Source organism: Mycobacterium sp. E1386 (genome assembly GCF_001672745.1).
Lineage (GTDB): Bacteria > Actinomycetota > Actinomycetes > Mycobacteriales > Mycobacteriaceae > Mycobacterium.
On record NZ_LZKH01000195.1, the window covers coordinates 13,585 to 38,130 of the forward strand.

The 24,546-nt window shown below is 69.3% G+C and carries 25 protein-coding genes; 10 read left to right on the plus strand and 15 right to left on the minus strand.

The annotated features are described in order from the left end of the window. Positions 1–12 precede the first annotated feature (12 nt). The 5 genes from A5709_RS19750 to hemE all read right to left on the minus strand — a co-directional run bounded on the left by A5709_RS19750 (position 13) and on the right by hemE (position 4,846). Entirely contained in the window at positions 13–861 is an 849-nt protein-coding gene (locus tag A5709_RS19750) for an endonuclease domain-containing protein (RefSeq protein WP_068121833.1), read from the minus strand. 136 nt (positions 862–997) lie between these two features. Beyond that, positions 998–1,747, minus strand: a complete 750-nt coding sequence (locus A5709_RS19755; protein ID WP_067949524.1) for a class I SAM-dependent methyltransferase — start codon at positions 1,745–1,747, stop codon at positions 998–1,000. Beyond that, entirely contained in the window at positions 1,744–2,439 is a 696-nt protein-coding gene (gene hemQ / locus A5709_RS19760) for a hydrogen peroxide-dependent heme synthase (protein WP_067789672.1), read from the minus strand. Before hemQ ends, A5709_RS19755 begins: the two co-directional genes overlap by 4 nt. A gap of 5 nt (positions 2,440–2,444) precedes the next feature. Further along, positions 2,445–3,800, minus strand: coding sequence for a protoporphyrinogen oxidase (locus A5709_RS19765; protein WP_068121837.1), 1,356 nt, complete (start codon positions 3,798–3,800; stop codon positions 2,445–2,447). Continuing rightward, positions 3,797–4,846, minus strand: coding sequence for a uroporphyrinogen decarboxylase (hemE, locus tag A5709_RS19770; protein ID WP_067949520.1), 1,050 nt, complete (start codon positions 4,844–4,846; stop codon positions 3,797–3,799). The genes A5709_RS19765 and hemE overlap by 4 nt, the downstream gene beginning before the upstream one ends. Before the next feature lie 8 nt (positions 4,847–4,854). Here hemE and A5709_RS19775 point away from each other — a divergent pair, with 8 nt between their 5' ends. The 3 genes from A5709_RS19775 (at position 4,855) to A5709_RS19785 (ending at position 7,849) form a co-directional block, all read left to right on the plus strand. Beyond that, positions 4,855–5,715 carry an enoyl-CoA hydratase/isomerase family protein gene (locus A5709_RS19775; protein ID WP_156745004.1) on the plus strand — a complete coding sequence of 287 codons (861 nt, stop codon included), beginning with the start codon at positions 4,855–4,857 and terminating at the stop codon, positions 5,713–5,715. Positions 5,716–5,913: 198 nt separating this feature from the next. Further along, positions 5,914–6,549, plus strand: a complete 636-nt coding sequence (locus A5709_RS19780) for a DUF3000 domain-containing protein (RefSeq protein WP_082953484.1) — start codon at positions 5,914–5,916, stop codon at positions 6,547–6,549. Position 6,550: 1 nt separating this feature from the next. Beyond that, a complete protein-coding gene (locus A5709_RS19785; RefSeq protein WP_068121839.1) occupies positions 6,551–7,849 on the plus strand; it encodes a ribonuclease D in 1,299 nt (432 codons plus the stop codon). On the opposite strand, the gene dxs is transcribed toward A5709_RS19785, so the two are convergent. From dxs to A5709_RS19805, 4 genes are all read right to left on the minus strand, one after another. Further along, on the minus strand, positions 7,846–9,759 hold the full coding sequence (gene dxs, locus A5709_RS19790) for a 1-deoxy-D-xylulose-5-phosphate synthase (protein WP_067949513.1): 1,914 nt from the start codon (positions 9,757–9,759) through the stop codon (positions 7,846–7,848). The genes A5709_RS19785 and dxs overlap by 4 nt on opposite strands. A gap of 53 nt (positions 9,760–9,812) precedes the next feature. Further along, entirely contained in the window at positions 9,813–11,276 is a 1,464-nt protein-coding gene (locus tag A5709_RS19795; protein WP_068121842.1) for a cation:proton antiporter, read from the minus strand. A gap of 160 nt (positions 11,277–11,436) precedes the next feature. Then, complete coding sequence (locus tag A5709_RS19800) at positions 11,437–12,636, minus strand: class I SAM-dependent RNA methyltransferase (protein WP_068121845.1); 1,200 nt, start codon at positions 12,634–12,636, stop codon at positions 11,437–11,439. 29 nt (positions 12,637–12,665) lie between these two features. Next, positions 12,666–14,660: an APC family permease gene (locus tag A5709_RS19805; RefSeq protein ID WP_067949499.1), complete on the minus strand. Its 1,995-nt coding sequence runs from the start codon at positions 14,658–14,660 to the stop codon at positions 12,666–12,668. Between the two features lie 128 nt (positions 14,661–14,788). Between A5709_RS19805 and A5709_RS19810 the strand changes: the two genes are divergently transcribed. Then, on the plus strand, positions 14,789–15,457 hold the full coding sequence (locus A5709_RS19810) for a TrkA family potassium uptake protein (protein WP_156673364.1): 669 nt from the start codon (positions 14,789–14,791) through the stop codon (positions 15,455–15,457). A 12-nt stretch (positions 15,458–15,469) separates the two neighbouring features. Beyond that, entirely contained in the window at positions 15,470–16,147 is a 678-nt protein-coding gene (locus A5709_RS19815; RefSeq protein ID WP_068011671.1) for a TrkA family potassium uptake protein, read from the plus strand. Here A5709_RS19815 and A5709_RS19820 read toward each other — a convergent pair. Both A5709_RS19820 and A5709_RS19825 read right to left on the minus strand, forming a co-directional pair. Then, positions 16,144–16,809: a DUF3159 domain-containing protein gene (locus tag A5709_RS19820; RefSeq protein ID WP_068121858.1), complete on the minus strand. Its 666-nt coding sequence runs from the start codon at positions 16,807–16,809 to the stop codon at positions 16,144–16,146. The two genes, A5709_RS19815 and A5709_RS19820, sit on opposite strands and share 4 nt — an antisense overlap. Positions 16,810–16,823: 14 nt before the next feature. Beyond that, entirely contained in the window at positions 16,824–17,192 is a 369-nt protein-coding gene (locus A5709_RS19825; RefSeq protein WP_067949493.1) for an OB-fold nucleic acid binding domain-containing protein, read from the minus strand. A gap of 137 nt (positions 17,193–17,329) precedes the next feature. Between A5709_RS19825 and A5709_RS19830 the strand changes: the two genes are divergently transcribed. Next, on the plus strand, positions 17,330–18,031 hold the full coding sequence (locus A5709_RS19830) for an alpha/beta fold hydrolase (RefSeq protein ID WP_068121847.1): 702 nt from the start codon (positions 17,330–17,332) through the stop codon (positions 18,029–18,031). Between the two features lie 10 nt (positions 18,032–18,041). Here A5709_RS19830 and A5709_RS19835 read toward each other — a convergent pair whose 3' ends face one another. Both A5709_RS19835 and dut read right to left on the minus strand, forming a co-directional pair. Further along, positions 18,042–18,794, minus strand: coding sequence for a DUF3710 domain-containing protein (locus tag A5709_RS19835; RefSeq protein WP_068121850.1), 753 nt, complete (start codon positions 18,792–18,794; stop codon positions 18,042–18,044). Continuing rightward, on the minus strand, positions 18,794–19,258 hold the full coding sequence (gene dut / locus A5709_RS19840) for a dUTP diphosphatase (protein ID WP_068121852.1): 465 nt from the start codon (positions 19,256–19,258) through the stop codon (positions 18,794–18,796). The genes A5709_RS19835 and dut overlap by 1 nt, the downstream gene beginning before the upstream one ends. Positions 19,259–19,283: 25 nt before the next feature. On the opposite strand from dut, the gene A5709_RS19845 reads away from it, so the two are divergent. Continuing rightward, a complete protein-coding gene (locus tag A5709_RS19845; RefSeq protein ID WP_067944296.1) occupies positions 19,284–19,769 on the plus strand; it encodes a DUF3093 domain-containing protein in 486 nt (161 codons plus the stop codon). Between the two features lie 13 nt (positions 19,770–19,782). Here the strand turns inward: A5709_RS19845 and A5709_RS19850 are convergent, their stop codons facing one another. Continuing rightward, positions 19,783–20,085: a DUF4193 domain-containing protein gene (locus A5709_RS19850; RefSeq protein ID WP_007171590.1), complete on the minus strand. Its 303-nt coding sequence runs from the start codon at positions 20,083–20,085 to the stop codon at positions 19,783–19,785. 193 nt (positions 20,086–20,278) lie between these two features. On the opposite strand from A5709_RS19850, the gene cei reads away from it, so the two are divergent. Next, positions 20,279–20,932 carry an envelope integrity protein Cei gene (gene cei, locus A5709_RS19855; RefSeq protein WP_066950310.1) on the plus strand — a complete coding sequence of 218 codons (654 nt, stop codon included), beginning with the start codon at positions 20,279–20,281 and terminating at the stop codon, positions 20,930–20,932. Positions 20,933–20,940: 8 nt separating this feature from the next. Here cei and A5709_RS19860 read toward each other — a convergent pair whose 3' ends face one another. Further along, positions 20,941–21,819: an inositol monophosphatase family protein gene (locus A5709_RS19860; RefSeq protein ID WP_068121855.1), complete on the minus strand. Its 879-nt coding sequence runs from the start codon at positions 21,817–21,819 to the stop codon at positions 20,941–20,943. Positions 21,820–21,922: 103 nt separating this feature from the next. On the opposite strand from A5709_RS19860, the gene ppgK reads away from it, so the two are divergent. Then, positions 21,923–22,732 (plus strand): polyphosphate--glucose phosphotransferase, encoded by an 810-nt coding sequence (gene ppgK / locus A5709_RS19865; protein WP_067949930.1) that lies wholly within the window; start codon positions 21,923–21,925, stop codon positions 22,730–22,732. A 176-nt stretch (positions 22,733–22,908) separates the two neighbouring features. After that, entirely contained in the window at positions 22,909–24,417 is a 1,509-nt protein-coding gene (locus A5709_RS19870; protein ID WP_082974291.1) for an RNA polymerase sigma factor, read from the plus strand. Positions 24,418–24,546: the final 129 nt, after the last annotated feature.

A 24,546-nucleotide genomic window follows, 5' to 3' on the forward strand; every position in this document is an offset into this window, starting at 1 on the left:
CATCGCAAGGGTTTATATCTCGCGGCATCCGCGACGGGTGAGCGCACCGCGAACGCGTCTCACGACGTCTTGCGGCTTGTCCTCCGCGATTACCCGGATGACGATCCAGCCAAGTTCTTCGAGCTTGCGTAACCGCCACTGGTCTCGGGCGTATTGCCGGCGGTTGGTGCGGTGGTGGTCGCCGTCGTATTCCACCGCCACTTTGTACCGCTCCCAACCCATGTCGAGCACACCTACGGTGCGCCAGCCTTCGTTCACCGGAATCTGGCTTTCTGGTACCGGCATTCCGGCGTCGATCAACAGAAGACGGAGCCACGTCTCCTTGGGCGACGCGGCACCGGGATCGACAACCGGAATCACCGCACGCAGCCGCCGCAGTCCCCGCGCACGCGGGTACCGCTTAGCCAGGAGCAGGACCTCCTCGACGTCGAACGGGGTTGCCCTCATCAGCGCGTCGAGCCGCGCCACCGCCTCGCCCCGGGGACGTTGTCTGCCCACGTCGTAGGCCGTCCTCACCAATGTGGTGACCGGAATACCCCCGACGATGGTGATTTCGTCGGGCTCAATCCGGTGATTCCGGGTGACTATGCCCGGCGGCGAATGCTGGTTGCCCCAGATCAGTTCGACGGGCTCATCGTCGTCGATCCAATCCGAGCCGTGCAACGCAGCCGCGGCAAGCCCGGCCACCACAGCGCGTCTGCCCGACCACAGCCACGCCGCGATGCAGCGGGTTCGCAAGGACTGGGTGGCCCGCTCCCCCAGGTACACGTCGGGATAAATCGCACGAAACCCGATTCGCAGCTGATACGGGCTGAGCCTGCCCTGCCGCACGGCCTCACTGCCGACGAACACATCATCCACGAACGAAAGACGCCGGTGCCCGCCACATGGATCCACGAGACATAAAGCGCTGCGACGGTTTCCGGCGTGTCGTCGCAAAGGTTTATGTGTCGTGGAAGGCGGGGCTCGCGGAAAGCGCGGGCGCCCAGGGCGAAGCCTAGTCCACCCTGGTGGCGTGTACTTCCCAGAACGGGGCGTGCACCCGGCCGTTGACCAGCCACGGTTCCATCAAGCGAAACTGCTCCAGCAGCTCCTCGATCTGATCGGCCATTTCGCGATTGCGCGCGGCCATCATCTCGATCTGCTCGACGCTCATGTTGACCAGGTAGGTCGTCGGGCCGAGGTAGGTGATCTCCCAGCCGCCGAGGGGAAGCACATCGCGAAAAGCCTTGTCGGACAACGTCCGCAGCATCTTGAAGCCGTTGACGTTATGCTCGCCGAACTCGAACATGTACAGCCGTGCACCGGGCTTGGTGGCCCGGTGCAGCGCCCGCACATAGGACCTCTGCAGCTCGGGATCGGTGCTGAAGGTGTGGTAGAAGGCGCAGTCGACGACGGTGTCGAACCGCCCTTCCATGCCTTCGAGCTTGGTGGCGTCGGCCAGCTCGAAGTTGACGGAAACCCCTGCCCTGCGGGCGTTTTCGCGAGCCCGCTCCAGCGCGGTTGCCGACCCGTCGATGCCGGTGGCGGCGTAGCCCTTGGAGGCGTAGTAGATCGCGTGGTGGCCCGGCCCGGTGCCCGGGTCGAGCACCTCGCCTTTGATCGCGCCCAGCGCGACCAGTCGCTCGACCACCGGCTGCGGGCCGCCGATGTCCCACGGCGTCGCGGCGGGCAGTCCGTGCGACGTCCGCTCGTCGCGGTACATCTCCTCGAAACGGGCCGGGTCGGTGACGTCGGGCTGGCTCATGGCAGCGCGTTCACCAACTGCTCGACCGGCACGCGCGGGCCGGTGAAGAACGGCGTCTCCTCGCGGGTGTGCCGGCGGGCATCGGTGGCGCGCAGCTCGCGCATCAAGTCGACGATGCGGTGCAGTTCGGGGGCCTCGAAGGCGAGGATCCATTCGTAGTCGCCGAGCGCGAACGCCGGCACCGTGTTGGCGCGGACGTCCTTGTACTCGCGGGCGGCCATGCCGTGTTCGGCGAGCATACGGCGCCGCTCCTCGTCGGGCAGGAGGTACCACTCGTAGGACCGCACGAACGGATACACGCAGATGTAGTTGCCGGGCTCCTCGCCGGCCAGGAACGCGGGGATGTGGCTCTTGTTGAACTCCGCCGGCCGGTGCAGCGCCACGCTGCTCCACACCGGCGAGCAGGCCCGCCCCAGCGCGGTGGTGCGCCGGAAGTCGGCGTAGGTGGCCTGCAGCGCCTCGATGGTTTCGGCGTGGGTCCAGATCATGAAGTCGGCGTCGGCCCGCAGGCCCGCCACGTCGTAGAGGCCGCGCACCACGACGCCGCGCTCCTCCTGCTGCTTGAAAAACCGCGACGCGTCATCGATGACGGCATCGCGCTCTTCCCCGAGCTCGCCCGGTCGCACGGAGAAGACCGAGAACATCAGGTAGCGGATCGTCGCGTTGAGGGTGTCGTAGTCGAGCTTGGCCATGGAACCTATCGTGCCACTTCCACGTCGAGGGCCTCGATCGCGCGGCCGGCCGCCCCGACGCACGCCGGCACGCCGATGCCGTCGAGGTAGCTGCCGGTCACGGCGAGCGTCGGCGGCAGGCCCGCGCGGATCTCCGCCGCCAATTCGGCGTGGCCGGGCCCGTACTGCGGCATGGCCTCGATCCAGCGCTGCACGCGTGCATCGACCGGGTCGACGGCCAGGTCGAACACGTCGACCAGGTCGCTCAACGCCCAGCCGAGCAGTTCGTCATCCGAGGCGCTGGTGGCCACGTCGTCGCCGCAGCGACCGAACGACAGCCGGAGCAGCTGCGTGTCCCCGCGGGCACCCCATTTGCGCGACGAGAGCGTGATCGCCTTGCTCCGCAACGGCTCTCCGGTGGCGACGAGCACACCGGAACACTGCGGGAACGGCGTGTCAGCGGGCACCGCCAGCGCGACCACCACCGACGATGCGCTGGTGATCCGGCCCGCGGCGGCGGCGCTGCTCGGGGCGACACCGGCCAGCAGGCGCGCCACTCGCGGAGCCGGGACGGCCAGGATCACCGCGTCGGCGTGCCAGCGGGCGCCGGTGTCATCGGTCAGCGACCACACCGGTCCGGCCGGTTCGAGCCGTTGCACCGCGGCCCGAACCCGGTGCGGCCGGCCGCGCTCGACGAGTGCGTCGAGCAGCACCTGGTACCCGCCGTCCAGCGCGCCGAACACGGGTCCCCCGGTCGCCGGCGGCAGCGCCTGCCGGACCGCGTCCGTCAGGCTGGTGGCCCCACGGTCCAGCGCGGCCGCGACGCCGGGGGCCGCCGCCCGCAGCCCGATGGTGGCCGCCGAACCCGCGTACACGCCGCTCAGCAGCGGATCCACCGACCGGGCCACGACCTGCTCGCCGAACCGCTCGCCCACGAGTTCGGCGGTCGCGGAGTCGCTGCCGGGTTGCCAGCTGAAGGGTCGGCCGGGTTCGGCTTCGATGCGCGCGACGGTCGCCTCGTCGACCAACCCAGCCACGGAGGCGGCCGACGACGGAATCCCGACCACCGTCCCGGTGGGCAACGGGTGCAGCGTCTGCCGGCTGTAGATCAACGGCCGGGCGCCGGTGGACACCAGTTGGCGCCCCGACAGGCCGAGCTCGGCCAGCAGTGCGGGCATCTCGGGCCGCCGCAGGATGAACGCCTCGGCACCCAGGTCCATGGTCTGCCCGCCGACCCGGTCGGTGCGCAAGATTCCGCCCAGCCGGTCGCCGGGGTCGAACAGGGTGATGGCGGCGTCGTCACCCACCGCCACGCGCAGTCGGTATGCCGCCGTCAGGCCCGAAATACCACCACCGACAACGCAATACGAAGGCGGGCTCATAGGGAGTGGACCAGTGACACCAGATCGGTCAGCACACCGGGGTCGGTCTCGGGCAGCACGCCGTGGCCGAGGTTGAAGACGTGACCGGTCACGCCCGCGTCGACGGCGCGGCGCCCGTCGTCGACCACGGCCCGGGCGGCGCGTTCGACGGCCGGCCACCCCGCCAGCAGGACCACCGGATCGAGGTTGCCCTGCAGCGCGGTCCCCGCCGTGACCCGGGCGGCCGCATCGGTGAGCGAGGTTCGCCAGTCCACGCCCACCACCGTCGCGCCCACCGTCGACATGGCCCCCAGGAGTTCGGCGGTGCCGACCCCGAAGTGCGTCATCGGCACGCCGTACTCCGTCAGCGCGCCGAAAACCCGGGCGCTGTGCGGTTGCACGTAGGTGCGGTAGTCGGCGAGCGACAGCGCACCCGCCCACGAGTCGAACACCTGAATCGCGTCCACCCCGGCCTCCAGCTGCGCACGCAGGAAGCCCACGGTGATGTCGGTCAGCTTTTCCATCAGCGCATGCCAGCAATCCGGTTCGGCCAGCATCATCGCCTTGGTGCGGGCGTGGTGGCGGCTGGGGCCGCCCTCGATCAGATAGGACGCCAGCGTGAAGGGGGCACCCGCGAACCCGATCAGCGGGACGTCGCCGAGCGCGGCCACCAGCAGCGTCACCGCGTCGGACACCGGCTGAATCCGTTGCCGGTCAAGGGGTTTCATCGCATCGACGTCGGCCGCGGTGCGCACCGGCGACGCGATCACCGGCCCGACACCCGCGACGATGTCCAGGTCGACGCCGGCGCCGAGCAGCGGCACCACGATGTCGGAGAACAAGATCGCCGCGTCGACGTCGTGCCGGCGCACCGGCTGCAGGGTGATCTCGCAGACCAGCTCGGCGTCGAAGCAGGCCGACAACATGTCGGTCTGGGCCCGCAGCGCCCGGTATTCGGGCAGCGAACGACCCGCCTGCCGCATGAACCACACCGGGGTCCGGCCGGGTTTGCCACCGGTGACGGCGGCCAGATACGGCGACTCGGGGAGGTCGCGGCGAGTACTCATTGTCCTCAATGCTGCCACGAGGGTGCTGCTGCGTAATATCGACGACCGTGCCAGTCAGCCACCCGCCCGTGAATTACGACGAGTTCCCCAGCCTGCGCTGCGAGGTCGGCGACAACGGCATCCTGACGCTGGTTCTCGACGCCCCCGGCCTCAATTCGGTCGGGCCGCAGATGCACCGGGACCTGGCCGACATCTGGCCGGCGATCGCCCGCGACCCCGACGTGCGCGTCGTGCTGGTCCGCGGCGAGGGCAAGGCCTTCTCCTCCGGCGGCAGCTTCGACCTGATCGCCGAAACCATCGGCGACTACGAGGGCCGCATGCGCATCATGCGGGAGGCGCGCGACCTGGTGCTCAACATGGTCAACTTCGACAAGCCCGTCGTCTCGGCGATCCGGGGCCCGGCCGTCGGGGCGGGGCTGGTGGTGGCCCTGCTCGCCGACGTCTCGGTGGCGGGCCGCACCGCGAAGCTCATCGACGGGCACACCAAGCTGGGCGTGGCCGCCGGCGATCACGCCGCGATCTGCTGGCCGCTGCTGGTCGGCATGGCCAAGGCCAAGTACTACCTGCTGACCTGCGAGACGCTGCTCGGCGAGGAAGCCGAGCGGATCGGCCTGGTGTCCACCTGCGTCGACGACGATGACGTGCTGTCCACGGCGACGCAGATCGCCGAGGATCTGGCCCGCGGCGCGCAAAACGCCATCCGGTGGACCAAGCACAGCCTCAACTCCTGGTACCGCATGTTCGCACCCACCTTCGAGACCTCGCTCGGCCTGGAATTCCTCAGCTTCAGCGGCCCCGACGTGCAGGAAGGGCTGGCCGCGCACCGCGAGAAGCGGCCGGCCCGATTTACCGGCGGAAATGCCTCCTGAGCAGGGGCGATACCGGCCCATGAGGTCGGGTAACGGGTTGGTAGCGGTCGGCGCGCCTGGTTCCGCGTGTCGGCCGATAGGTCTACCGTCGGACGCTGTGACCCGCACCGCGACGATGCAGTGGGGGCACGCCCCCTCAAGTGGGAGGTTCCCCCACCCGCTTGTGGGGGATGGCAGCGATGTGGAGGAGCGGCGCTCATGACGTACGCCGCGCCGACGCAGAGTGGCCGGGATGAACAGGAGCGGCGCCAAGTGACCTCAGCTGAACCGGAGCCATTCCGCGAGGCGGTAGCGGCGATGAACGGCGTCACCGTCCGAGCGGAAATCGAGCTGGGCCCCATTCGCCCGCCGCAACGCCTGGCGCCCTACAGCTACGCGCTGGGGGCCGAAGTCAAGCATCCCGACCGCGAAATCGTGCCCGAGCGATCCGACGGCGACGCCTTCGGCCGCCTGATCCTGCTGTACGACCCGGAAGGCGCCGACGCGTGGGACGGCACCATCCGCCTGGTCGCCTACATCCAGGCCGACCTCGATCCCAGCGAGGCCGTCGACCCCCTGCTGCCGGAGGTGGCATGGAGCTGGCTGGTCGACGCGCTGGAGTCTCGGATGGAGCAGGTCACCGCCCTCGGCGGCACGGTCACCGCCACCACCTCGGTGCGCTACGGCGACATCTCGGGGCCGCCGCGCGCCCACCAGTTGGAGCTGCGGGCGTCGTGGACGGCGACCACGCCGCAGGTCGGCGTCCATGTCGAGGCCTTCTGCGAGGTACTGGAACACGCGGCGGGTCTCCCGCCGACGGGCGTCACCGATCTGAGCTCGCGGTCACGCGCCTGACATGTGCGAACCGGCGGCCCATGGGGCCGGCAGCGCGGCACCCGAAGACATCGAACCCGCGCCGACGCCCCTGCTGCACCCGGCCGAAGGGATTCCGGACCTCTCGGTGACCGTCCGCCAGATCCAGGAGGCGGCGGAGTTCCTGGACAGCGGTCGTGGACCGTTTGCGGTGGACGCCGAGCGGGCGTCCGGTTTCCGGTACTCGAACCGGGCCTACCTGATTCAGATCCGGCGGGCCGGCGCGGGCACCGTGCTCATCGACCCCGTCAGCCACGGCGCCGACCCGCTCGAGGCACTGCGGCCCGTTGCCGAGGTGCTCAGCGACGACGAATGGATCTTGCATTCGGCCGACCAGGACCTGCCCTGCCTCGCGGAGGTCGGCCTGCGGCCGCCCGCGCTGTACGACACCGAGCTCGCGGGGCGGCTGGCCGGCTTCGAGCGGGTGAACCTCGCGACCATGGTGGAGCGGCTGCTCGGGTCCGGGTTGTCCAAGGGGCATGGGGCGGCCGATTGGTCCAAACGCCCGCTGCCGAGCGAATGGCTCAATTACGCGGCGCTGGATGTGGAACTGCTCATTGAACTGCGGGCCGCGATCGCCGACGTGCTGGCCGAGCAACGCAAAACCGGTTGGGCCGCAGAGGAATTCGATTACCTACGGGTGGCGGGCGCCAAGGAGCCCAGCGCGGCGACGCGGCGGGACCGGTGGCGGCGGACGTCGGGGATCCATCGGGTGCGCGACCAGCGCGGCCTGGCGGCGGTCCGCGAGCTGTGGTTGACGCGCGACCGCATCGCCGAGCGCCGCGACATCGCGCCGCGACGCATCTTGCCGGACTCGGCCATCATCGAGGCCGCTATCGCCGACCCGAAGACCATCGAGGACCTCACCGCCTTGCCGGTGTTCGGTGGGCGCAATCAGCGTCGCAGCGCCGCCACGTGGTTGGGTGCGCTGGAGGCGGCGCGGCAAACCAAGAACCCGCCCGTCGATGCCGAAGCGCCGAACGGGCCGCCGCCGGCGGCGCGGTGGAGCAGGCGCAAACCGGAGGCGGCCGCGCGGCTGGAGGCGGCGCGTGCGGCGCTGGCGGAGGTGTCCGAGCGGGTGCACGTCCCCACCGAGAACCTGGTCTCGCCCGACCTGGTGCGACGGCTGTGCTGGGACTGGGAGCCCGCCCCCGACCCTTTGGAGGCCGTCGATACGTTTCTGCGGGCCGGGCAGGCCCGGTCATGGCAGCGCGAATTGGTGGATCCCGTGCTCGCTCGGGCGTTGCAACCACCCGACGAGCCGGAGGCCGAAACCGACTAGTCGAGGTGCTCGCGGATCTCCGCTTCGGTGACGGCGTTACCCAGCGCGGCGACCCACCCCGTGATGCGGCGGGCCACGTCCTGATCGGTGAGCCCCAGGTCGGCCAGCAGCTCTCCCCGCGAGGCGTGCTCGTAGAACCGCTGCGGCAGGCCGACGTCGCGGCACGGCACGTCGATCTCCGCGCGCCGCAGGGCCGCGGACACCGCCGACCCGATGCCGCCGTTGACACCGTTGTCCTCGCACGTGACGACCAGCTTGTGCTGCGCGGCGAGCTCGATGACAGCCTCGGACACCGGCAGCACCCAACGCGGGTCGATCACCGTCACGCCGATCCCCTGGTTGTGCAGCCGCTTGGCGACCTCGAGCGCCATCGGGACGAACGCGCCGACGCCCACCAGGAGCACGTCGTGGTTGAGTCCGGCGGCCGGCAGCGCGAGCACGTCCACACCCGAGCGTCGCTCGAGCGCCGGAATGTCTTCGCCCACATCGCCTTTGGGGAAGCGGAGCGCCGTCGGCCCGTCATTGACGTCAAGCGCCTCGCCGAGTTCCTCGCGTAACCGGGTGGCGTCGCGGGGCGCGGCGACCCGCATGCCGGGCACGATGCCCAGCATCGACATGTCCCACATGCCGTTGTGGCTGGCGCCGTCCGAACCCGTGATCCCGGCCCGGTCGAGCACCATGGTGACGGGCAGCTTGTGCAGCGCCACGTCCATCATGATCTGGTCGAAGGCCCGGTTGAGGAACGTCGAATAGATGGCCACCACCGGGTGCATGCCGCCCATCGCCAGGCCGGCCGCCGACGTCAGCGCGTGCTGCTCGGCGATGCCGACGTCGAAGAGGCGATCCGGGAACTGTTGCCCGAAGGCGCTCAGCCCCGTCGGGCCGGGCATCGCCGCGGTGATGGCCACGATGTCGCGGCGCTTTTTCGCGTAGCCGATCAGCGCGTCGGAGAAGGTGGCGGTCCAACCGGGACCGGCGACCTTGGTGGCCTGGCCGGTGACCGGATCGATCACGCCGCAGGAATGCATCTGCTCGGCCTCGTCGTCCTCCGCGGGACCGAAACCCATGCCCTTGCGGGTGACGACGTGCACGATCACCGGCCGGCCGAAACCGCGCGCGTGGCGCAACGCCATCTCCACCGCGCGTTCGTCGTGCCCGTCGACCGGCCCCACGTACTTCAGGCCGAGGTCGGTGAACAACAGCTGCGGGGACAGGGAGTCCTTGATGCCGGCCTTGACACTGTGCATGAACCGGTAGGCGAGCTCGCCGAAGAACGGCAGCGAGCGCACCGCGTCGCGGCCCTTCTCCAGGGCCTGCTCGTAGGCCGGCTGCAGCCGCAGAGTGGCCAGATGGTCGGCGACGCCGCCGATCGTCGGTGCGTAGCTGCGGCCGTTGTCGTTGACCACAATGATCACCGGCCGCTTCGACGCCGCGATGTTGTTCAACGCCTCCCAGCACATGCCGCCGGTGAGCGCGCCGTCGCCGACCACGGCGACCACGTGCCGGTTGCGGTGGCCGGTCAGCTCGAACGCCTTGGCCAGGCCGTCGGCGTAGGACAGCGCCGCGCTGGCGTGGCTGGACTCGACCCAGTCGTGTTCGCTCTCCGCGCGCGACGGATAGCCGGACAGCCCGCCCTTTTTGCGCAGGCTCTCGAAGTCCTGCGCGCGTCCGGTCAGCATCTTGTGGACGTATGCCTGGTGACCCGTGTCGAAGACGATCGGGTCGTGCGGCGAGTCGAACACACGATGCAGCGCCAGCGTCAGTTCGACGACGCCGAGGTTGGGCCCGAGGTGTCCCCCGGTCGCAGCGACCTTGTGGATCAGGAACTGACGAATCTCGGCGGCCAGTTCGCGCAGCTGCTGTTGGGACAGGTGTTGCAGATCAGCGGGCCCGCGGATCTGTTCCAGCATCCCGATAGTCTACGCAGCCACCGCAGGAACAGCAGCGAGCCGAGGTAGCCGGCCTACGCGGGTCCGAACAGCTCGGCCAGGGTGTCGTGGAGTTCGGGATCCGCCAGGATGACGACCTCGTCGCCGGCCTGAAGTTTGGTGTCGCCGCGGACCGGGACCAGACCGGTGGTGCGAACCACGATGCTCACCCAGATGTCGCCGACCCGGTCACCGAGCCCCTCGACCGTGTAGCCCTCCGCGGCGGACCCCTTCGCAACGCTGAAGCGATGCGCCCCGTGCGGTTCGTCCGCCAGCCGGACGCCGATCTCCCAAGGCTGGGTCTCCACGGTCCGCATGGGCAGCCGCAGCAGGTTCGCGACGCCGGGCACCGAGCTGCCCTGCACCAGCACCGAGAAGATCACGACCACGACCACGATGCCGTAGAGGCGTTCGGCGTCGGGGACGCGCGCGGCGCGCAGCAACTCGCCCAGCAGGATCGGCACCGCGCCCTTGAGCCCGGCGAACATGATGAAGATGCGTTCGTTTCGCTGCAGCCGGACGGGAACCAGGCAGGAGCCCACCGCCAGCGGCCGGATCACCAATGTCAGCGCGACACCGAGGGCGACGCCGGGAATCCACACCTCCGGATGGGCGAGCACGTTGATGTCGACGGTCAGCCCGAGGAACGCGAACGCGACGATTTCGGCCAGACCGGCCAGGGCGGCGTGGAACCGCTTGATCTCCGGCTTGTACGGCGCGCGGGCGTCGCCGATCACGATGCCGGCGACGAATACGGCCAGGAAACCCGAGCCGTGCGCGAGCGTGGCGATGCCGTACAGCATCAGGCACGACGCCAGCGTGCGCAGCGAGTAGAGGCCCTCGCTCGGCAGGGCGACCCGGCGCATGAAGACGAGCAGGGCCCGGCCGCCGATCACCCCGACGGCCAGTCCGACCACCATCTGGAGAGCGAATTGCGTTCCCACATCGGCGAATCCGGCCGCGCTGAGGCCACCGGCGAAGATCAGGCTGGACATCAGGGAGATGCCGACCGGGTCGTTGGCGCCGGACTCGCCCTCGAGGATGGTGCTGCTGCGCCCCCTGATCTCGCGTTTGCCCAGGACGGAGAAGACCACGGCCGGATCGGTAGGGGCCACCGCCGTGGCGACGAGTACCGCGGGGAACCAGCCGATCCCGAATGCGTAGTGCACCACCAGCGCCGCCCCAGCGGCGGTGAGGGCGGTTCCCACCACGCCCAACGACAGGATCGGGACGACCGCCGCGCGGAACCGCGATGGTCCGATATGCATGCCGCCGTCGAACAACACCAACACCAGCGCGATGGTGATCACCCGCTCGACGGTCGGCTCGGACGGAGACTGCACCGCCGGCACCGCGTGCACCGCCACGGCGGCCCCGACCAGCACGAGCAGGGGCACCGGGATCTTCACCCGTTCGGTGAGGCGGTTCGCCAGGACCGCGACCAAACCGACTGCGCTGCAGAACAAAATGATCAGCGCGTAGCGAAGAGTTTCCGTCACGATGGCCGCGGTCCCCTACCGCTGGACACATCGACGGGCGCGGCCCGCACTTCGGTGGTAGGCACCTAAGCCTCTCGGTCGGTCGACAAGGACATCGCCGACCAGACTTCCCGGCACACCGTGACGGAGTCTATCGGCTGCGGCGCCCTTCCTCTAATCGCTAACGGGTCAGCAGCGCGACGCATTCGGTGTGATGCGTGAGCGGGAACGCATCGAACACCTTGATCTTCTCGACGGCGTAGCCGCGGCCGAGGTAGAGCCCGATGTCACGGGCGAAAGACGCGGCCTCGCAACCGATGTGCACTATACGCGGGACACCGGCCGCGGCCAGCAGATCGACGATTTCGCGCCCGGCCCCCGCACGCGGCGGATCCAGCACCGCCACATCTGCTGTTGAGGCGCTGGATCGCTGCGCGTTGAGCACCCGCCGCACCGAGTCGGTGACGACCTGCACCTGCGGCAGGTCGTTCAGCGCGGCCCGGGCGGCGCGCGTGGCCGCGCGCGAGGTATCGACGCTCAGCACCCGACCGGACTCCCCGACCGAGGCCCCGAGCGCCGCGGCGAAAACGCCGGCGCCGCCGTACAGATCCCATGCGGTCGCGCCGGTGTCCGGCTGCGCCCAGTCGGCGACCAGGCGGCTGTACACGGTGGCCGCGCCGCGGTGCGCCTGCCAGAAGGCCGTCACCGGGATCTGCCAGCTGCGGCCGTCGACCCGCTGCACCGCCTCGTAGCTGCCCTCGACGACCTTAGTCGCGGTCTTTTTGCCCTGCCGCAGCGTGCGCACCACGTGGCGGGCACCGTCGTCGTCCACGACGACGTGCAGCTGAGCGGCCGGCGGCCACTCGGATTCGGCGATCCCGTCGAGCATGCCGGCCGGCAATTGCGCGCAGCGCAGGTCGGTCACCAGCTCGTCGCTGTGATACCGGTGAAACCCGGCGCGGCGGTCGGCGCCCACGTCGAGCCGGACCCGAGTGCGCCAACCCGTCGGCCCGGAGCCCGGGAGCGGTTCCGCCCCGCCATCCCAGCGGTGTCCGCCCAGCCGCTCCAGTTGATTGGCCACCACTTGCGCCTTGATCGCGCGGGCCGCCTCCGGGGCGGCGAACGCCAAGTCACAGCACCCGGCGCCATCCACCCCGGCGATCGGGCACAGCGACTCGACGCGGTCGGCCGAAGGCTCGAGCACCTCGACAACCTCGGCGTGCCAATAAGATCCACGGTCGGCGGTGACCCGGACCCGCACCCGCTCACCCGGCAACGCGTAGCGGACGAACACCACGCGTCCCTCGTGGTGCGCCACGCAGCTGCCGCCGTTCGCCGGGGCGCCGGTGACCAACGTCAGCTCCTCGTGCGGGGGCGCCACCGCGGCGGGTGCGCGGGGGGATTCGCGGGTCAATCGAAGATTCCCCGACGAGTGTCCCCCGGGGCCACGTGGTGCTGCAGCGTCTGCAGCCGTTCCGACGAATTCAGTTGCCACGGAACAGAAGTCACCATCACGTTGGGCATGAACAACAGCCGGCCCTTGAGCCGCAGCGCGCTCTGGTTGTGCAACACCTGCTCCCACCAATGGCCCACCACGTATTCGGGAATGAACACGGTGACGACGGTGCGCGGCGATTCCTTGCTGACGCGCTTGACGTAATCCAGTATGGGCCGGGTGATTTCGCGATACGGCGAGGCGATGACCTTCAGCGGCACGCTGATGTCGCTTTCCTCCCACTGGTGCACCAACTCGCGGGTTTCCCCGTCGTCCACGCTGACCGTGAGCGCCTCGAGCGCATCGGGGCGCGTCGCCCTGGCGTAGGCCAGCGCGCGCAGCGTCGGGAGATGCAGCTTGGACACCAGCACCAGCGCGTGATTGCGGCTGGGCAACACCACGTCGTGCTGGGCGGCGGCCTGCTCCTCCAGTTCCCGGCTGACGGTGCCGTAGTGGCGGTGGATCATCTTCATCATCCCGAACAGCAAGCCCATGGCGAAAAGCGCGATCCACGCGCCGGCGACGAACTTCGTCACCAGGACGACCAACAAAACCGCGCCGGTGGAGAGCAATCCGACGGTATTGACGACCCGGGAGCGCATCATCTTGCGCCGCGCCCGCGGATCGGTCTCGGTGCGCAGCAATCGAGTCCAGTGCCGCACCATGCCGATCTGGCTCAGGGTGAACGAAATGAACACGCCCACGATGTACAGCTGGATCAGGGCGGTGACCTCGGCGCGGAACGCGATGATCGCCAGCAGCGCCGCACCGGACAGGAACAGGATCCCGTTGGAGAACGCCAACCGGTCCCCGCGGGTGTGCAGTTGGCGCGGCAGGTAACTGTGCTGCGCCAGCACCGAGCCGAGCACCGGGAAGCCGTTGAACGCGGTGTTGGCTGCCAGCACCAGGATGAGCGCGGTCACCGTGGCGATCAGCAGGAAGCCGATGTGGAAGCTGCCGAACACCGTTTCCGCCAGCTGGGTGACCAGGGTTTTCTGGTAGTAGCCCGGCGGGGCGCCGGCCAGTTGCGTGGCGGGATCCTCGACCAGCTGGACGCGGATCTGCTGGGCCAGCACGATGATGCCCATCAGCAGGGCCACCGCGATCGCCCCCAGCATCAGCAACGTCGTCGCCGCGTTGCGCGACTTGGGCTTCTCGAAAGCCGGGACGCCATTGCTGATGGCCTCCACGCCGGTCAGGGCCGCGCAGCCCGAGGAGAAGGACCGCGCCACCAGGAATGCCAGTGCGAAGCCGACGACCTGGCCGTGCTCGGCGTGCATCTGGAAGCCGGCCGACTCCGCGCGCAGCGGGTTGCCCAGCACGAAGATCCGGAACAGGCCCCAGCCGATCATGATGAAGACGCCGATGATGAACGCGTAGGTCGGAATGGCGAACGCCACCCCGGACTCCCGGATGCCGCGCAGGTTCAACGCCATCACCAGCAGGATCGCGGCCACGCAGAACCACACCTTGTGCTGGGCCACCAGCGGGATGGCGGAGCCGATGTTAGACATCGCCGACGCCGTCGAAACGGCAACGGTCAGAACGTAATCCACCATCAGGGCGCTCGCGACCACCAGGCCTGCGGTGTCACCGAGGTTGGTGGTGACCACCTCGAAGTCGCCCCCGCCCGACGGGTAGGCGTGCACGTTCTGCCGGTAGCTGGCCACCACGACCAACATCACCGCGGCCACGGCGAGACCGATCCAGGGCGTCAACGCGTACGCGGACAGGCCGGCCACCGAGAGCATCAGGAAGACCTCTTCGGGCGCGTACGCCACCGATGACAACGCGTCGGAGGCGAACACCGGCAAGGCGATCCGCTTGGGCAGCAGGGTGTGACTCAGCCGGTCGCTGCGAAACGGCCGGCCAATTAGCAACCGACGCGCTGCGGTTGAAAGTTTGGACACGAGAGCCAAGAGTAAGCCCACAAGGGTTTGGCGGTAGCTTCGTAGGCGAGAATGTTTGCCGACCCGAAATCGGCTGGCCGACGTGGGTTGCCGATCGGGGCGCAGGACGCGGCCGAGAGGATCGGAAAGTGCGAGTAGTGGTGATGGGCTGTGGCCGCGTCGGTTCCTCCGTGGCCGACGGGCTATCGCGGATCGGCCACGACGTCGCGGTCATCGACCGCGACAGCACCGCGTTCAACCGGCTCAGCCCCGAGTACGCCGGGGAGCGGGTGTTGGGGCAGGGGTTCGACCGGGACGTATTGCTGCGGGCCGGCATCGAGGAGGCGGACGCGTTCGCCGCCGTGTCGTCCGGGGATAACTCGAACATCATCTCGGCGCGGCTGGCCCGGGAGACCTTCGGCGTCAAGCGCGTCGTCGCCCGCATCTACGACGCCAAGCGGGCCGAGGTCTACGAACGCCTCGGCATCCCCACCATCGCCACCGTGCCCTGGACCACCGATCGCCTGCTGAACGCGCTGCTGCGCGACACCGAGACCGCGAAATGGCGGGACCCGACCGGCACGGTGGTTGTCGCCGAGGTCGTCCTGCACGAGGAGTGGATCGGGCAGCGCGTCACCGATCTCGAGCAGGCCACCGGCGCCCGCGTGGCGTTCCTGATCCGGTTCGGTGCAGGCGTATTGCCGGAACCGAAATCCGTCATCCAGGCCGGCGATCAGGTCTACGTCGCCGCGATCTCCGGGCGCGCCGCCGAGGCGATCGCCATCGCGGCCATGCCCCCCAGTGAAGACCTCGGTTAAGGAGCGGCGAACATGAAGGTAGCTGTCGCCGGGGCCGGCGCGGTCGGCCGCTCCGTCAGTCGCGAACTCATCGGCAACGGCCACGACGTGACGCTCATCGAGCGCAACCCCGATCACGTCGACGTCGACGCCATCCCCGCCGCGCACTGGCGGCTCGGCGACGCCTGCGAGCTGAGCCTGCTGGAATCGGTGCATCTGCAGGACTTCGACGTGGTGGTCGCCGCGACCGGCGACGACAAGGCCAACGTCGTGCTCAGCCTGCTGGCCAAGACCGAGTTCGCGGTGCCCCGGGTCGTGGCCCGGGTCAACGATCCCCGCAACGAGTGGCTGTTCACCGACGCCTGGGGCGTGGACGTGGCGGTGTCCACGCCGCGCATGCTCGCCTCGCTCATCGAAGAGGCCGTCGCGGTCGGTGATCTGGTGCGGCTCATGGAATTCCGCCGCGGGCAGGCCAACCTCGTCGAGATCACCCTGCCCGACGACACGCCCTGGGGCGGCAAGCCGGTGCGCCGCCTGCAACTGCCCCGGGACGCCTCGCTGGTCACGATCCTGCGCGGTCCGCGGGTCATCGTGCCCGAGGCGGACGAGCCGCTGGAGGGCGGCGACGAACTGCTCTTCGTCGCGGTCGCCGAGGTCGAAGAGGACCTGCGCAAGCTCCTGCTGCCGGACGGCCCGCCGCTCGACGGCTAGTCGCCGACCGCGAGCATGGAACGCTGCGCGGACTTGATCGCCAGGTACGTCGCGAGCGCGGCCGCCACGGTCAGCGGCCACCCCATCGCGATGCGCGCGACGGCCAGCCAGCCGGTCTGGTCGGCGTTGTAGAGCAGACCCTGGACCACGAACCGCGCGGCGAACACCAGCACCCAGCAGACCGAGGCGAGGTCGAACGCGTGGACGGCGCGCGGAACATCGCGCCAGCCGTGGCCCCGCCCGGTGGCCCAGGTCCACACGTAGCCGACCAGCGGCCGCCGCATGACGACCGACGCCGCGACGACCACCGCCCACACCAGCGACATCCAAATGCCCAGCAGGAAGTAGCCCTTGGACTCCCCCACGATGTAGGCGATGAGCGCGCAGATCGCCACGCCGAAAAATCCCGAGAGGGCCGGCTGTACTGAATCGCGACGGATCAGGCGCCACACCAAGACCAGCGCGGCCGCGCTCAACGCGGAGACGATGGCCGCCAACAAGCCTGACAGGCTCGACGCAATGACGAAGATCACAACGGGCAGCGATGAATAGATGACGCCGCTGACCCCGCCCGCCTGGCGCAGTAGACGTTCGGCCGTGACGCGGTTGACGGTCGCGCGCTCAGCAGCGCCCGACTCGTGGGGTCCCGAACTCGACCCCAAATCGTCGGGTTGGGTCACCGCTGAATTTCGTAGTGCGGGTTGTAGATGGCCTTGGTTCCGTTCTCCAGCTTGCCCAGCCGGCCGCGCACCCGCAGCTTGCGGCCCGAGTCGATGCCGGGTATCCGGCGCTGCCCCAACCAGACCAAAGTGACGGTGTCGGTGCCGTCGAACAGCTCGGCGCGGACACCGCCCGCACAGGCCTTGCCGTTACATTCCACGCTTCGCAGCGTGCCGACCATCGTGACCTCTTGGCCGCGCTCGCAGTCGATGACTCGTTGCGCGCCGGTAAGTGCGACCTCGTCGGACAACTCCTCCGAGTCGCGTTGCTCCGGTGCCTCCGTCAAGCGGCGGGTGAGCCGGCGCAGATATCCTTGGGCCCCCATGGCCCCTCCTGACAATGCCGATAAGCCTTGGCGCTTCCATTTATGCCAACGGACACCGTAGACCTGTTGGTTCCCACGCGCCAACCGACTCAAACACCGATGTTGGGCGCAGATGAACGCCGGGGCAATATCAGGGGATGGCTGTCGATCTGCGGGGTGTGACGACCGTCTTGCTGCCCGGCACGGGGTCCGACGACGACTACGTTCGCCGGGCGTTTTCGGGCCCACTGCGCGAGGCCGGCGCCGTTCTGGTGACCCCGCCGCCCAACCCGGATCGGCTGATCGACGGCTACGTGTCCGCGTTGGACGCCGCCGCGCGCACGGGCCCGATAGCCGTCGGCGGCGTCTCGATCGGCGCGGCGGTCGCGGTCGCCTGGGCACTGGCGCACCCGGCCCGGACGGTCGCCGTCCTGGCCGCGCTGCCGGCCTGGGCCGGGGAACCCGAAACGGCGCCCGCGGCCCTTGCGGCGCGGCATACGGCAGCGCAGCTCCGCGCTGACGGACTGGAGGCGACGACCAACCAGATGCGGGCGTCCAGCCCGCCGTGGCTGGCCGACGAGCTGGCGCGCTCGTGGCGCGCCCAGTGGCCACAACTGCCCGACGCCATGGACGAAGCCGCCGGCCACGTGGCACCCAACCACGCCGAGCTGGCCCGGCTGGCCGTGCCACTGGCTGTCGCGTCCGCCGTCGACGATCCCATCCACCCACTGCAGGTCGGTGTGGAATGGGTTGAGGCCGCGCCGCGGGCGGCGCTGCGGACGGTCACGCTCGACCATATCGGCTCGGACCCCGCCGCGTTGGGCGCGGCGTGCCTGGCCGCTCTCGCCGAGCTGAGCTAGCGGTTTCGGTTCAGCCGCCGGTGGTGGTGCGCAGCTGCTGCATGGCCGAGCCGTCGACGCTGCGGCGGGCCGCCGGCTGGTTGGCCCCCTCCTGCGCGTCGTCTTGTTGCTGGGCCTGTTGCGCCTCGGCCTGCTGGGCGGCCGCGGCTTCCCGCAATTGCTGCGCCATCGGCTCGGGCAGCTGCACGGTCAACGGCGTGCGCACCGGAAGCGGTGTGTCACCGCGGCGAACCACGGTGTCCGCCAACGCCGCCCGCGCCTCCTGCTCGAGGGCTTCCATGGTCTCGTGGGGGCCGTTGATCACGCAGCGGATCATCCAGCGGTAGCCGTCGACCCCGATGAAGCGCACCGCACCGGAGGCGGAGCCGACCACCTCGCGGCCCCAGGGGCCGTCCTTGATGCTGACTTTGGCCGAGTCCTTGCGCAGCGAATCCGCGAGTTCGCCGGCCACTTCACGCCACAGGCCGCCCGTCTTCGGTGCCGCGTAGGCCGCGATGGTGAAGCGGCCGTTGGGCGTGACGACCCACACGGCGCTGGGAACGCCGGTCTCGGTCAGTTCGACCTGCAGCTGGCCCGCCTCCGGCATCGGAATGAGCACCGAGCCGAGGTCCAGGCGCGCTACCTCGGCGACCGACGGGTCCTCGAAATCGTCGATGTCGAACGGGCCCTCGAGTTCTTCGTCGAACTCCTCGTCGATCGGGTCGGCGGCGGGTGCCGCGTCGACCGGCTCGTCGCGGTCGTCATTGCTTCTGTTAAGTGCCATCACAAACTCGCATGTCCGCCGGAGGAACCGTGGCCACCGTCGCCACGGGATGTGTCGGCCAGCCCGGCCTCGTCGAACGACGACACCTCGACCAGCTCGACCAGTTCGACCCGCTGCACGAGCAGCTGGGCGATGCGGTCGCCACGGTGCACCACGATGGGCTTCGCGGGATCGAGGTTGATCAGCGCGACCTTGATCTCGCCGCGATAGCCCGCGTCGATGGTCCCCGGACTGTTGACGATCGAAAGCCCCACGCGCGACGCCAATCCCGAACGCGGGTGCACCAACCCGACCATCCCGAACGGGATCGCGACGGCCACGCCCGTGCGGACCAGGGCGCGTCGCCCGGGTTCCAGCTTGAGATCTTCCGCGCTGTAGAGGTCCACGCCGGCGTCGCCTTGGTGAGCGCGCGTGGGCAGTGGAAGCCCGGGATCAAGACGGACGATGGCGAGACTGGTCGACACGGGGCCACAGATTACCCTTGACTGCGTGTCCGGTACGCGCGTCGCGCCGCACAGTGTGCGATATCGCGAACGACTGTGGGTGCCATGGTGGTGGTGGCCGCTCGCCTTAGGGCTGGCGGGGCTGATCGCCTTCGAAGTCAACATGGGCGTCGCCCCCCGGCCTTCCTGGCTGCCGTACGCAACGCTTTTCGCGGTGGCGGCCGGAGGCCTGTTGTGGCTGGGCCGGGTCGAGATCCGGGTGACCGCCGACCCGAACGTGCCGGGTGGGGTCGAATTGTGGGCCGGCGAGGCGCATCTGCCGGTCACCGTGATCGCCCGATCCGCCGCGGTCGCCCCGTCGGCCAAATCCGCGGCCCTGGGCCGCCAACTCGACCCGGCGGCTTACGTGTTGCATCGGGCGTGGATCGGGCCGATGATCCTGGTCGTCCTCGACGACCCGGACGACCCGACGCCGTACTGGCTGGTGAGTTGCCGCCACCCCGAGCGGGTGCTGTCGGCATTGCGCAGCTGATCCCGAAACCCGCTCAGGCCGCGCAGTCGGTACAGATCATCAGGCCGTTCTTCTCGCTGGCCAGCCGGCTGCGGTGTTGCACCAAAAAACAGCTCGAGCAGGTGAACTCGTCGGCCTGCTTCGGAATGACGCGCACCGACAACTCTTCCCCGGACAGGTCGGCGCCGGGCAGCTCGAAAGACTCAGCGGTTTCGGATTCGTCGACGTCCACCACGGCCGAGGCCGCCTCGTTGCGTCGGGCTTTGAGCTCCTCCAGCGAATCTTCCGAGACATCGTCGGTCTCGGTGCGCCGTGGAGCGTCGTAGTCGGTAGGCATATCTGTTTCCCCTGCCCTGTTGCCTCTTCATGCCTCGTTTATCAGGCATCGCTTTGTACCAGCGTCGAACGCATCCACCAAATGATTCGTGCCCGGATAGCGGTCCGGTTATGTGTGATTTACGTCACACACCCATCTTGGCCCTTGCGTTCGCCTTTGAACAGTGCGTTTAGGGTGCGACTAGAGTGCACCTGTGGTCGCACAAATCACCGAGGGTACCGCTTTCGACAAGCACGGTCGGCCCTTCCGGCGACGCAATCCCCGCCCCGCCATCGTCGTGGTCGTTTTCCTCGTGGTGGTGACGGCCGTGGTGTGGACGATCGCGCTGACCCGGCCGGCGAAGGTGCACGAGGTCGCGGTGTGCAACCCGCCGCCGAAAGGGGCCGGATCGGGGGCGCCGGCGCAGCTTGGTGAGCAGGTGTCGCGAAGCGCGATGATGGACGTCACACCCGCCAAACTCAGCGACACCAAGGTCCGCGTGCTCAACGCCAGCGGGCGGGGCGGGCAGGCCGGTGACGTCTCAGGCGCCCTGAAGGACCTCGGGTTTGCCCAGCCGACGGCCGCTAACGATCCCCTGTATGCCGGCACGCGGCTGACCTGCCAGGGCCAGATCCGCTTCGGTACGGCCGGGCAGGCTACCGCGGCGGCGGTCTGGTTGGTGGCGCCGTGCATGGAGTTGTTCAACGACAGTCGCGCCGACGACTCAGTCGACCTGGCGTTGGGTACGGACTTCACCGCCCTGGCCCACAACGACGACATCGATGCCGTGCTGGCCACGCTGCGCCCCGGCGCCACCGAGCCGTCAGACCCCGCGCTGCTCACGAAGATTCACGCCAGCAGCTGCTGAGCGCGGCCTCAATCGAGGATCGGGTCCAGGCCGTCGATTTCGTCCAGGGCGGCCAGCAGCGCGTCGGCGATTCCCGGCGCGGCGGCCAACACCAGCCCGGCGCCTTCAATGTCGTTCGCGGGCAAGGAAACCCGCGCCCCCGCCTCGGCCGCGATCAGCGCACCGGCGGCGCAATCCCACGGCTGCAGGCCGTGCTCGTAGAACGCGTCGAGCCGGCCCGCCGCGACCATGCACAGATCCAGTGCCGCCGAACCGATCCGGCGGACGTCGCGGACCACGGGCAGCAGCCGCGCCAACAGCGCCGCCTGCGTCGCCCGCCGCTGCCGCGAGTACCCGAAGCCCGTGCCCAGCAGCGCCATCGACAAATCGTCGACCGTGGCGCACCGCAGCGGCCGCACCCCCTGATCGTCGACGACATGCGCGCCCAGACCGATGGCGGCCGAGTACACCCGGCCCGCGACGACGTCGGCGACCGCGCCCGCCACCGACATGCCCTCGACTTGCACGCCGACCGACACCGCGTACGCCGGGATGCCGTAGACGAAGTTCACCGTGCCGTCGATGGGATCGAGGACCCAAGTGACCGCGCCCGCGGGGGCACCGGCCGGGTCGGCCGGGCCGCCGCCCTCCTCGCCGAGAATCGGGTCGCCGGGCCGTAATTCGGCCAGCCGGTCCCGCAACAGGCGTTCGGTCTCCGTGTCGACGACGGTCACCGGATCGGTGGGGGTGCTCTTCGACCGGACCGCGCCGGTGCCCGAATGTTTCGAGCCCGCCGCGGACGCGCCGAATACCTCGGCGCGGCGCCGCCGCACGAACGCGGCGGCCTCGGTGGCCAGTGATTCGGCCACCGTGCGCAACCGGGCGGGCTCGTCATCTCCTCGGGTCACCGGTCTATCGCATCACAGGCGGCACGGCCCCGCAGATGCCCCGTCGGCGCACCGCCACCGGGCTAAGGTGGGCGGACAGCCTCAGCCACGTCCAGGAGCTTCGATGACCAGCACCGACTCGACCACGGATACGCCCGGCACCGGCACCGCCGTCGGGACCCCACAGCGTCGGGGATTCGGCATCGACGTCGGCGGCAGCGGCATCAAGGGCGGCATCGTCGACATGGACACCGGGCAGCTCATCGGCGAGCGGATCAAGCTGTTGACCCCGCAGCCGGCAACGCCGCCGGCGGTTGCCAAGACCATCGCCGAGGTGGTCAACGCGTTCGGCTGGACCGGCCCGCTCGGGGTGACCTATCCCGGGGTGGTCACCCATGGTGTCGTCCAGACGGCTGCCAACGTCGACAAATCGTGGATCGGCAGCAACGCGCGCGACATCATCAGCGCGGAGTTGGACGGCCAGGACGTCACGGTGCTCAACGACGCCGATGCCGCGGGGCTGGCCGAGGAGCATTACGGCGCGGGCAGAAATCAGTCCGGTCTGGTCGTGTTGCTGACGTTCGGCACCGGAATCGGCTCCGCGGTGATCCACAACGGCGTCCTGATACCCAACACCGAGTTCGGGCATCTCGAGGTCGGCGGCAAAGAAGCCGAGCAGCGCGCGGCGTCGTCGGTCAAAGAGAAGAACGGGTGGAGCTACGAAAAGTGGACCAAGCAGGTCACCCGGGTGCTGGTGGCCATCGAGAACGCGGTGTGGCCGGACCTGTTCATCGCCGGTGGCGGCATCAGCCGCAAGGCCGACAAGTGGCTACCGCTGCTGGAAAATCGCACCCCGGTGGTGGCCGCGGCGCTGCTCAACACCGCCGGGATCGTCGGCGCGGCCATGGCCTCCACCTCCGACGTGACGCACTGATTTTCGCCCGGCAGAGCCGTTGGACCGCTCACTGTCGTTACAATGGTCATCGGCGACCGCCCGAACGATAGCGTGCAAAGACCCACGCTGATCCAACGCCGACATCGACATAGCAGACACTTTCGGTTAACCATGCCCAATACCCACCGAAGGTGAGTCCAAACGAAGGGGTGTAAGTGGCAGCGACCAAGGCAAGCCCGGCAACCGAAGCGCCGGTGAAACGGACCGCCACGAAGTCTCCGTCGTCCCCCGCTAAGCGATCGGCGGCCAAGGCCGCTCATGGCTCCGCGCCCGCGAAGCGCGCAGCCAAGGCGCCGGCACGCGCGGCCGAGGACGGGGCCGCTGCCGACACGAAGAAGACCCGCGCCGCCAAGGCGCCTTCGGGCCGCGGGACCAAAGCGGCCAAGGGCGCGCCGGCCGATTCCGACGTCGAGCTGGAGGCCGTCGAGGACCTCGACGACGCGGAGCTCGACGCCGAGCCCGGCGAAGACCTCGAGATCGACGCCGCCGACCTGAGCCTGGACGACCTGGAGGACGACGACGTGGCGGCGGCAGACGTCGACACCGAGGACGCCGACGTCGACCCACCCGATGACAGCGAGGAGGAGGCGGCCGCCCCGGCCGCCGCCGCCGCGGCGGCTCCCGCCGATGACGACGAAGAGATCGCCGAGCCCTCCGAAAAGGACAAGGCCTCCGGCGATTTCGTCTGGGACGAAGACGAGTCCGAGGCGCTGCGCCAGGCACGCAAGGACGCCGAACTCACCGCATCCGCGGACTCGGTTCGCGCGTACCTCAAGCAGATCGGCAAGGTGGCGCTGCTCAACGCCGAGGAAGAGGTCGAGCTGGCGAAGCGGATCGAAGCCGGCCTGTACGCCACGCAGCTGATGGCCGAGATGGCCGAGCGCGGCGACAAGCTGCCCGCCGCTCAGCGCCGCGACATGATGTGGATCTGCCGCGATGGGGACCGCGCGAAAAATCATCTGCTGGAAGCCAACCTGCGCCTCGTGGTGTCGCTGGCCAAGCGGTACACCGGCCGCGGGATGGCGTTCCTCGACCTCATTCAGGAAGGCAACCTGGGCCTGATCCGCGCGGTCGAGAAGTTCGACTACACCAAGGGCTACAAGTTCTCCACCTACGCGACGTGGTGGATCCGGCAGGCCATCACCCGCGCCATGGCCGATCAGGCCCGCACCATCCGCATCCCGGTGCACATGGTCGAGGTGATCAACAAGCTGGGCCGCATCCAGCGCGAGCTGTTGCAGGACCTGGGCCGCGAGCCCACGCCCGAAGAGCTGGCCAAGGAAATGGACATCACGCCCGAAAAGGTGCTGGAGATCCAGCAATACGCCCGTGAGCCGATCTCGCTGGACCAGACCATCGGCGACGAGGGCGACAGCCAGCTGGGTGACTTCATCGAGGACAGCGAGGCCGTGGTGGCCGTCGACGCGGTGTCGTTCACCCTGCTGCAAGACCAGTTGCAGTCGGTGCTGGAGACGCTGTCGGAGCGCGAAGCCGGCGTAGTACGGCTGCGCTTCGGCCTCACCGACGGCCAGCCCCGCACCCTCGACGAGATCGGCCAGGTCTACGGCGTCACCCGCGAGCGCATCCGTCAGATCGAGTCCAAGACGATGTCAAAGCTGCGCCACCCCAGCCGTTCCCAGGTGTTGCGCGACTACCTCGACTAGTAACCGCCGAACGTCCCTGTCGCGCAACGGGTCTGAATCCGAACGGAAAACCCGTCGCGGGGCGGCGCCGGCCGTCGTACGGTGACCGCATGAACCGCACACTGGTCTCCTCCGGCTCCGAATTCGAGG

Excerpts from the sequence above, each read along its gene's own strand:
- dxs (WP_067949513.1), bottom strand. The coding sequence starts at position 9,759 with ATGCTGGAACAGATCCGCGGGCCCGCTGATCTGCAACACCTGTCCCAA.
- A5709_RS19830 (WP_068121847.1), top strand. The coding sequence starts at position 17,330 with ATGGCTGTCGATCTGCGGGGTGTGACGACCGTCTTGCTGCCCGGCACG.
- hemE (WP_067949520.1), bottom strand. The coding sequence starts at position 4,846 with ATGAGTACTCGCCGCGACCTCCCCGAGTCGCCGTATCTGGCCGCCGTC.
- A5709_RS19785 (WP_068121839.1), top strand. The coding sequence starts at position 6,551 with ATGTGCGAACCGGCGGCCCATGGGGCCGGCAGCGCGGCACCCGAAGAC.
- A5709_RS19780 (WP_082953484.1), top strand. The coding sequence starts at position 5,914 with ATGACGTACGCCGCGCCGACGCAGAGTGGCCGGGATGAACAGGAGCGG.
- A5709_RS19850 (WP_007171590.1), bottom strand. The coding sequence starts at position 20,085 with ATGCCTACCGACTACGACGCTCCACGGCGCACCGAGACCGACGATGTC.
- A5709_RS19815 (WP_068011671.1), top strand. The coding sequence starts at position 15,470 with ATGAAGGTAGCTGTCGCCGGGGCCGGCGCGGTCGGCCGCTCCGTCAGT.
- ppgK (WP_067949930.1), top strand. The coding sequence starts at position 21,923 with ATGACCAGCACCGACTCGACCACGGATACGCCCGGCACCGGCACCGCC.
- A5709_RS19835 (WP_068121850.1), bottom strand. The coding sequence starts at position 18,794 with ATGGCACTTAACAGAAGCAATGACGACCGCGACGAGCCGGTCGACGCG.
- A5709_RS19825 (WP_067949493.1), bottom strand. The coding sequence starts at position 17,192 with ATGGGGGCCCAAGGATATCTGCGCCGGCTCACCCGCCGCTTGACGGAG.
- hemQ (WP_067789672.1), bottom strand. The coding sequence starts at position 2,439 with ATGGCCAAGCTCGACTACGACACCCTCAACGCGACGATCCGCTACCTG.
- A5709_RS19775 (WP_156745004.1), top strand. The coding sequence starts at position 4,855 with ATGCTGCCACGAGGGTGCTGCTGCGTAATATCGACGACCGTGCCAGTC.
- A5709_RS19765 (WP_068121837.1), bottom strand. The coding sequence starts at position 3,800 with ATGAGCCCGCCTTCGTATTGCGTTGTCGGTGGTGGTATTTCGGGCCTG.
- A5709_RS19755 (WP_067949524.1), bottom strand. The coding sequence starts at position 1,747 with ATGAGCCAGCCCGACGTCACCGACCCGGCCCGTTTCGAGGAGATGTAC.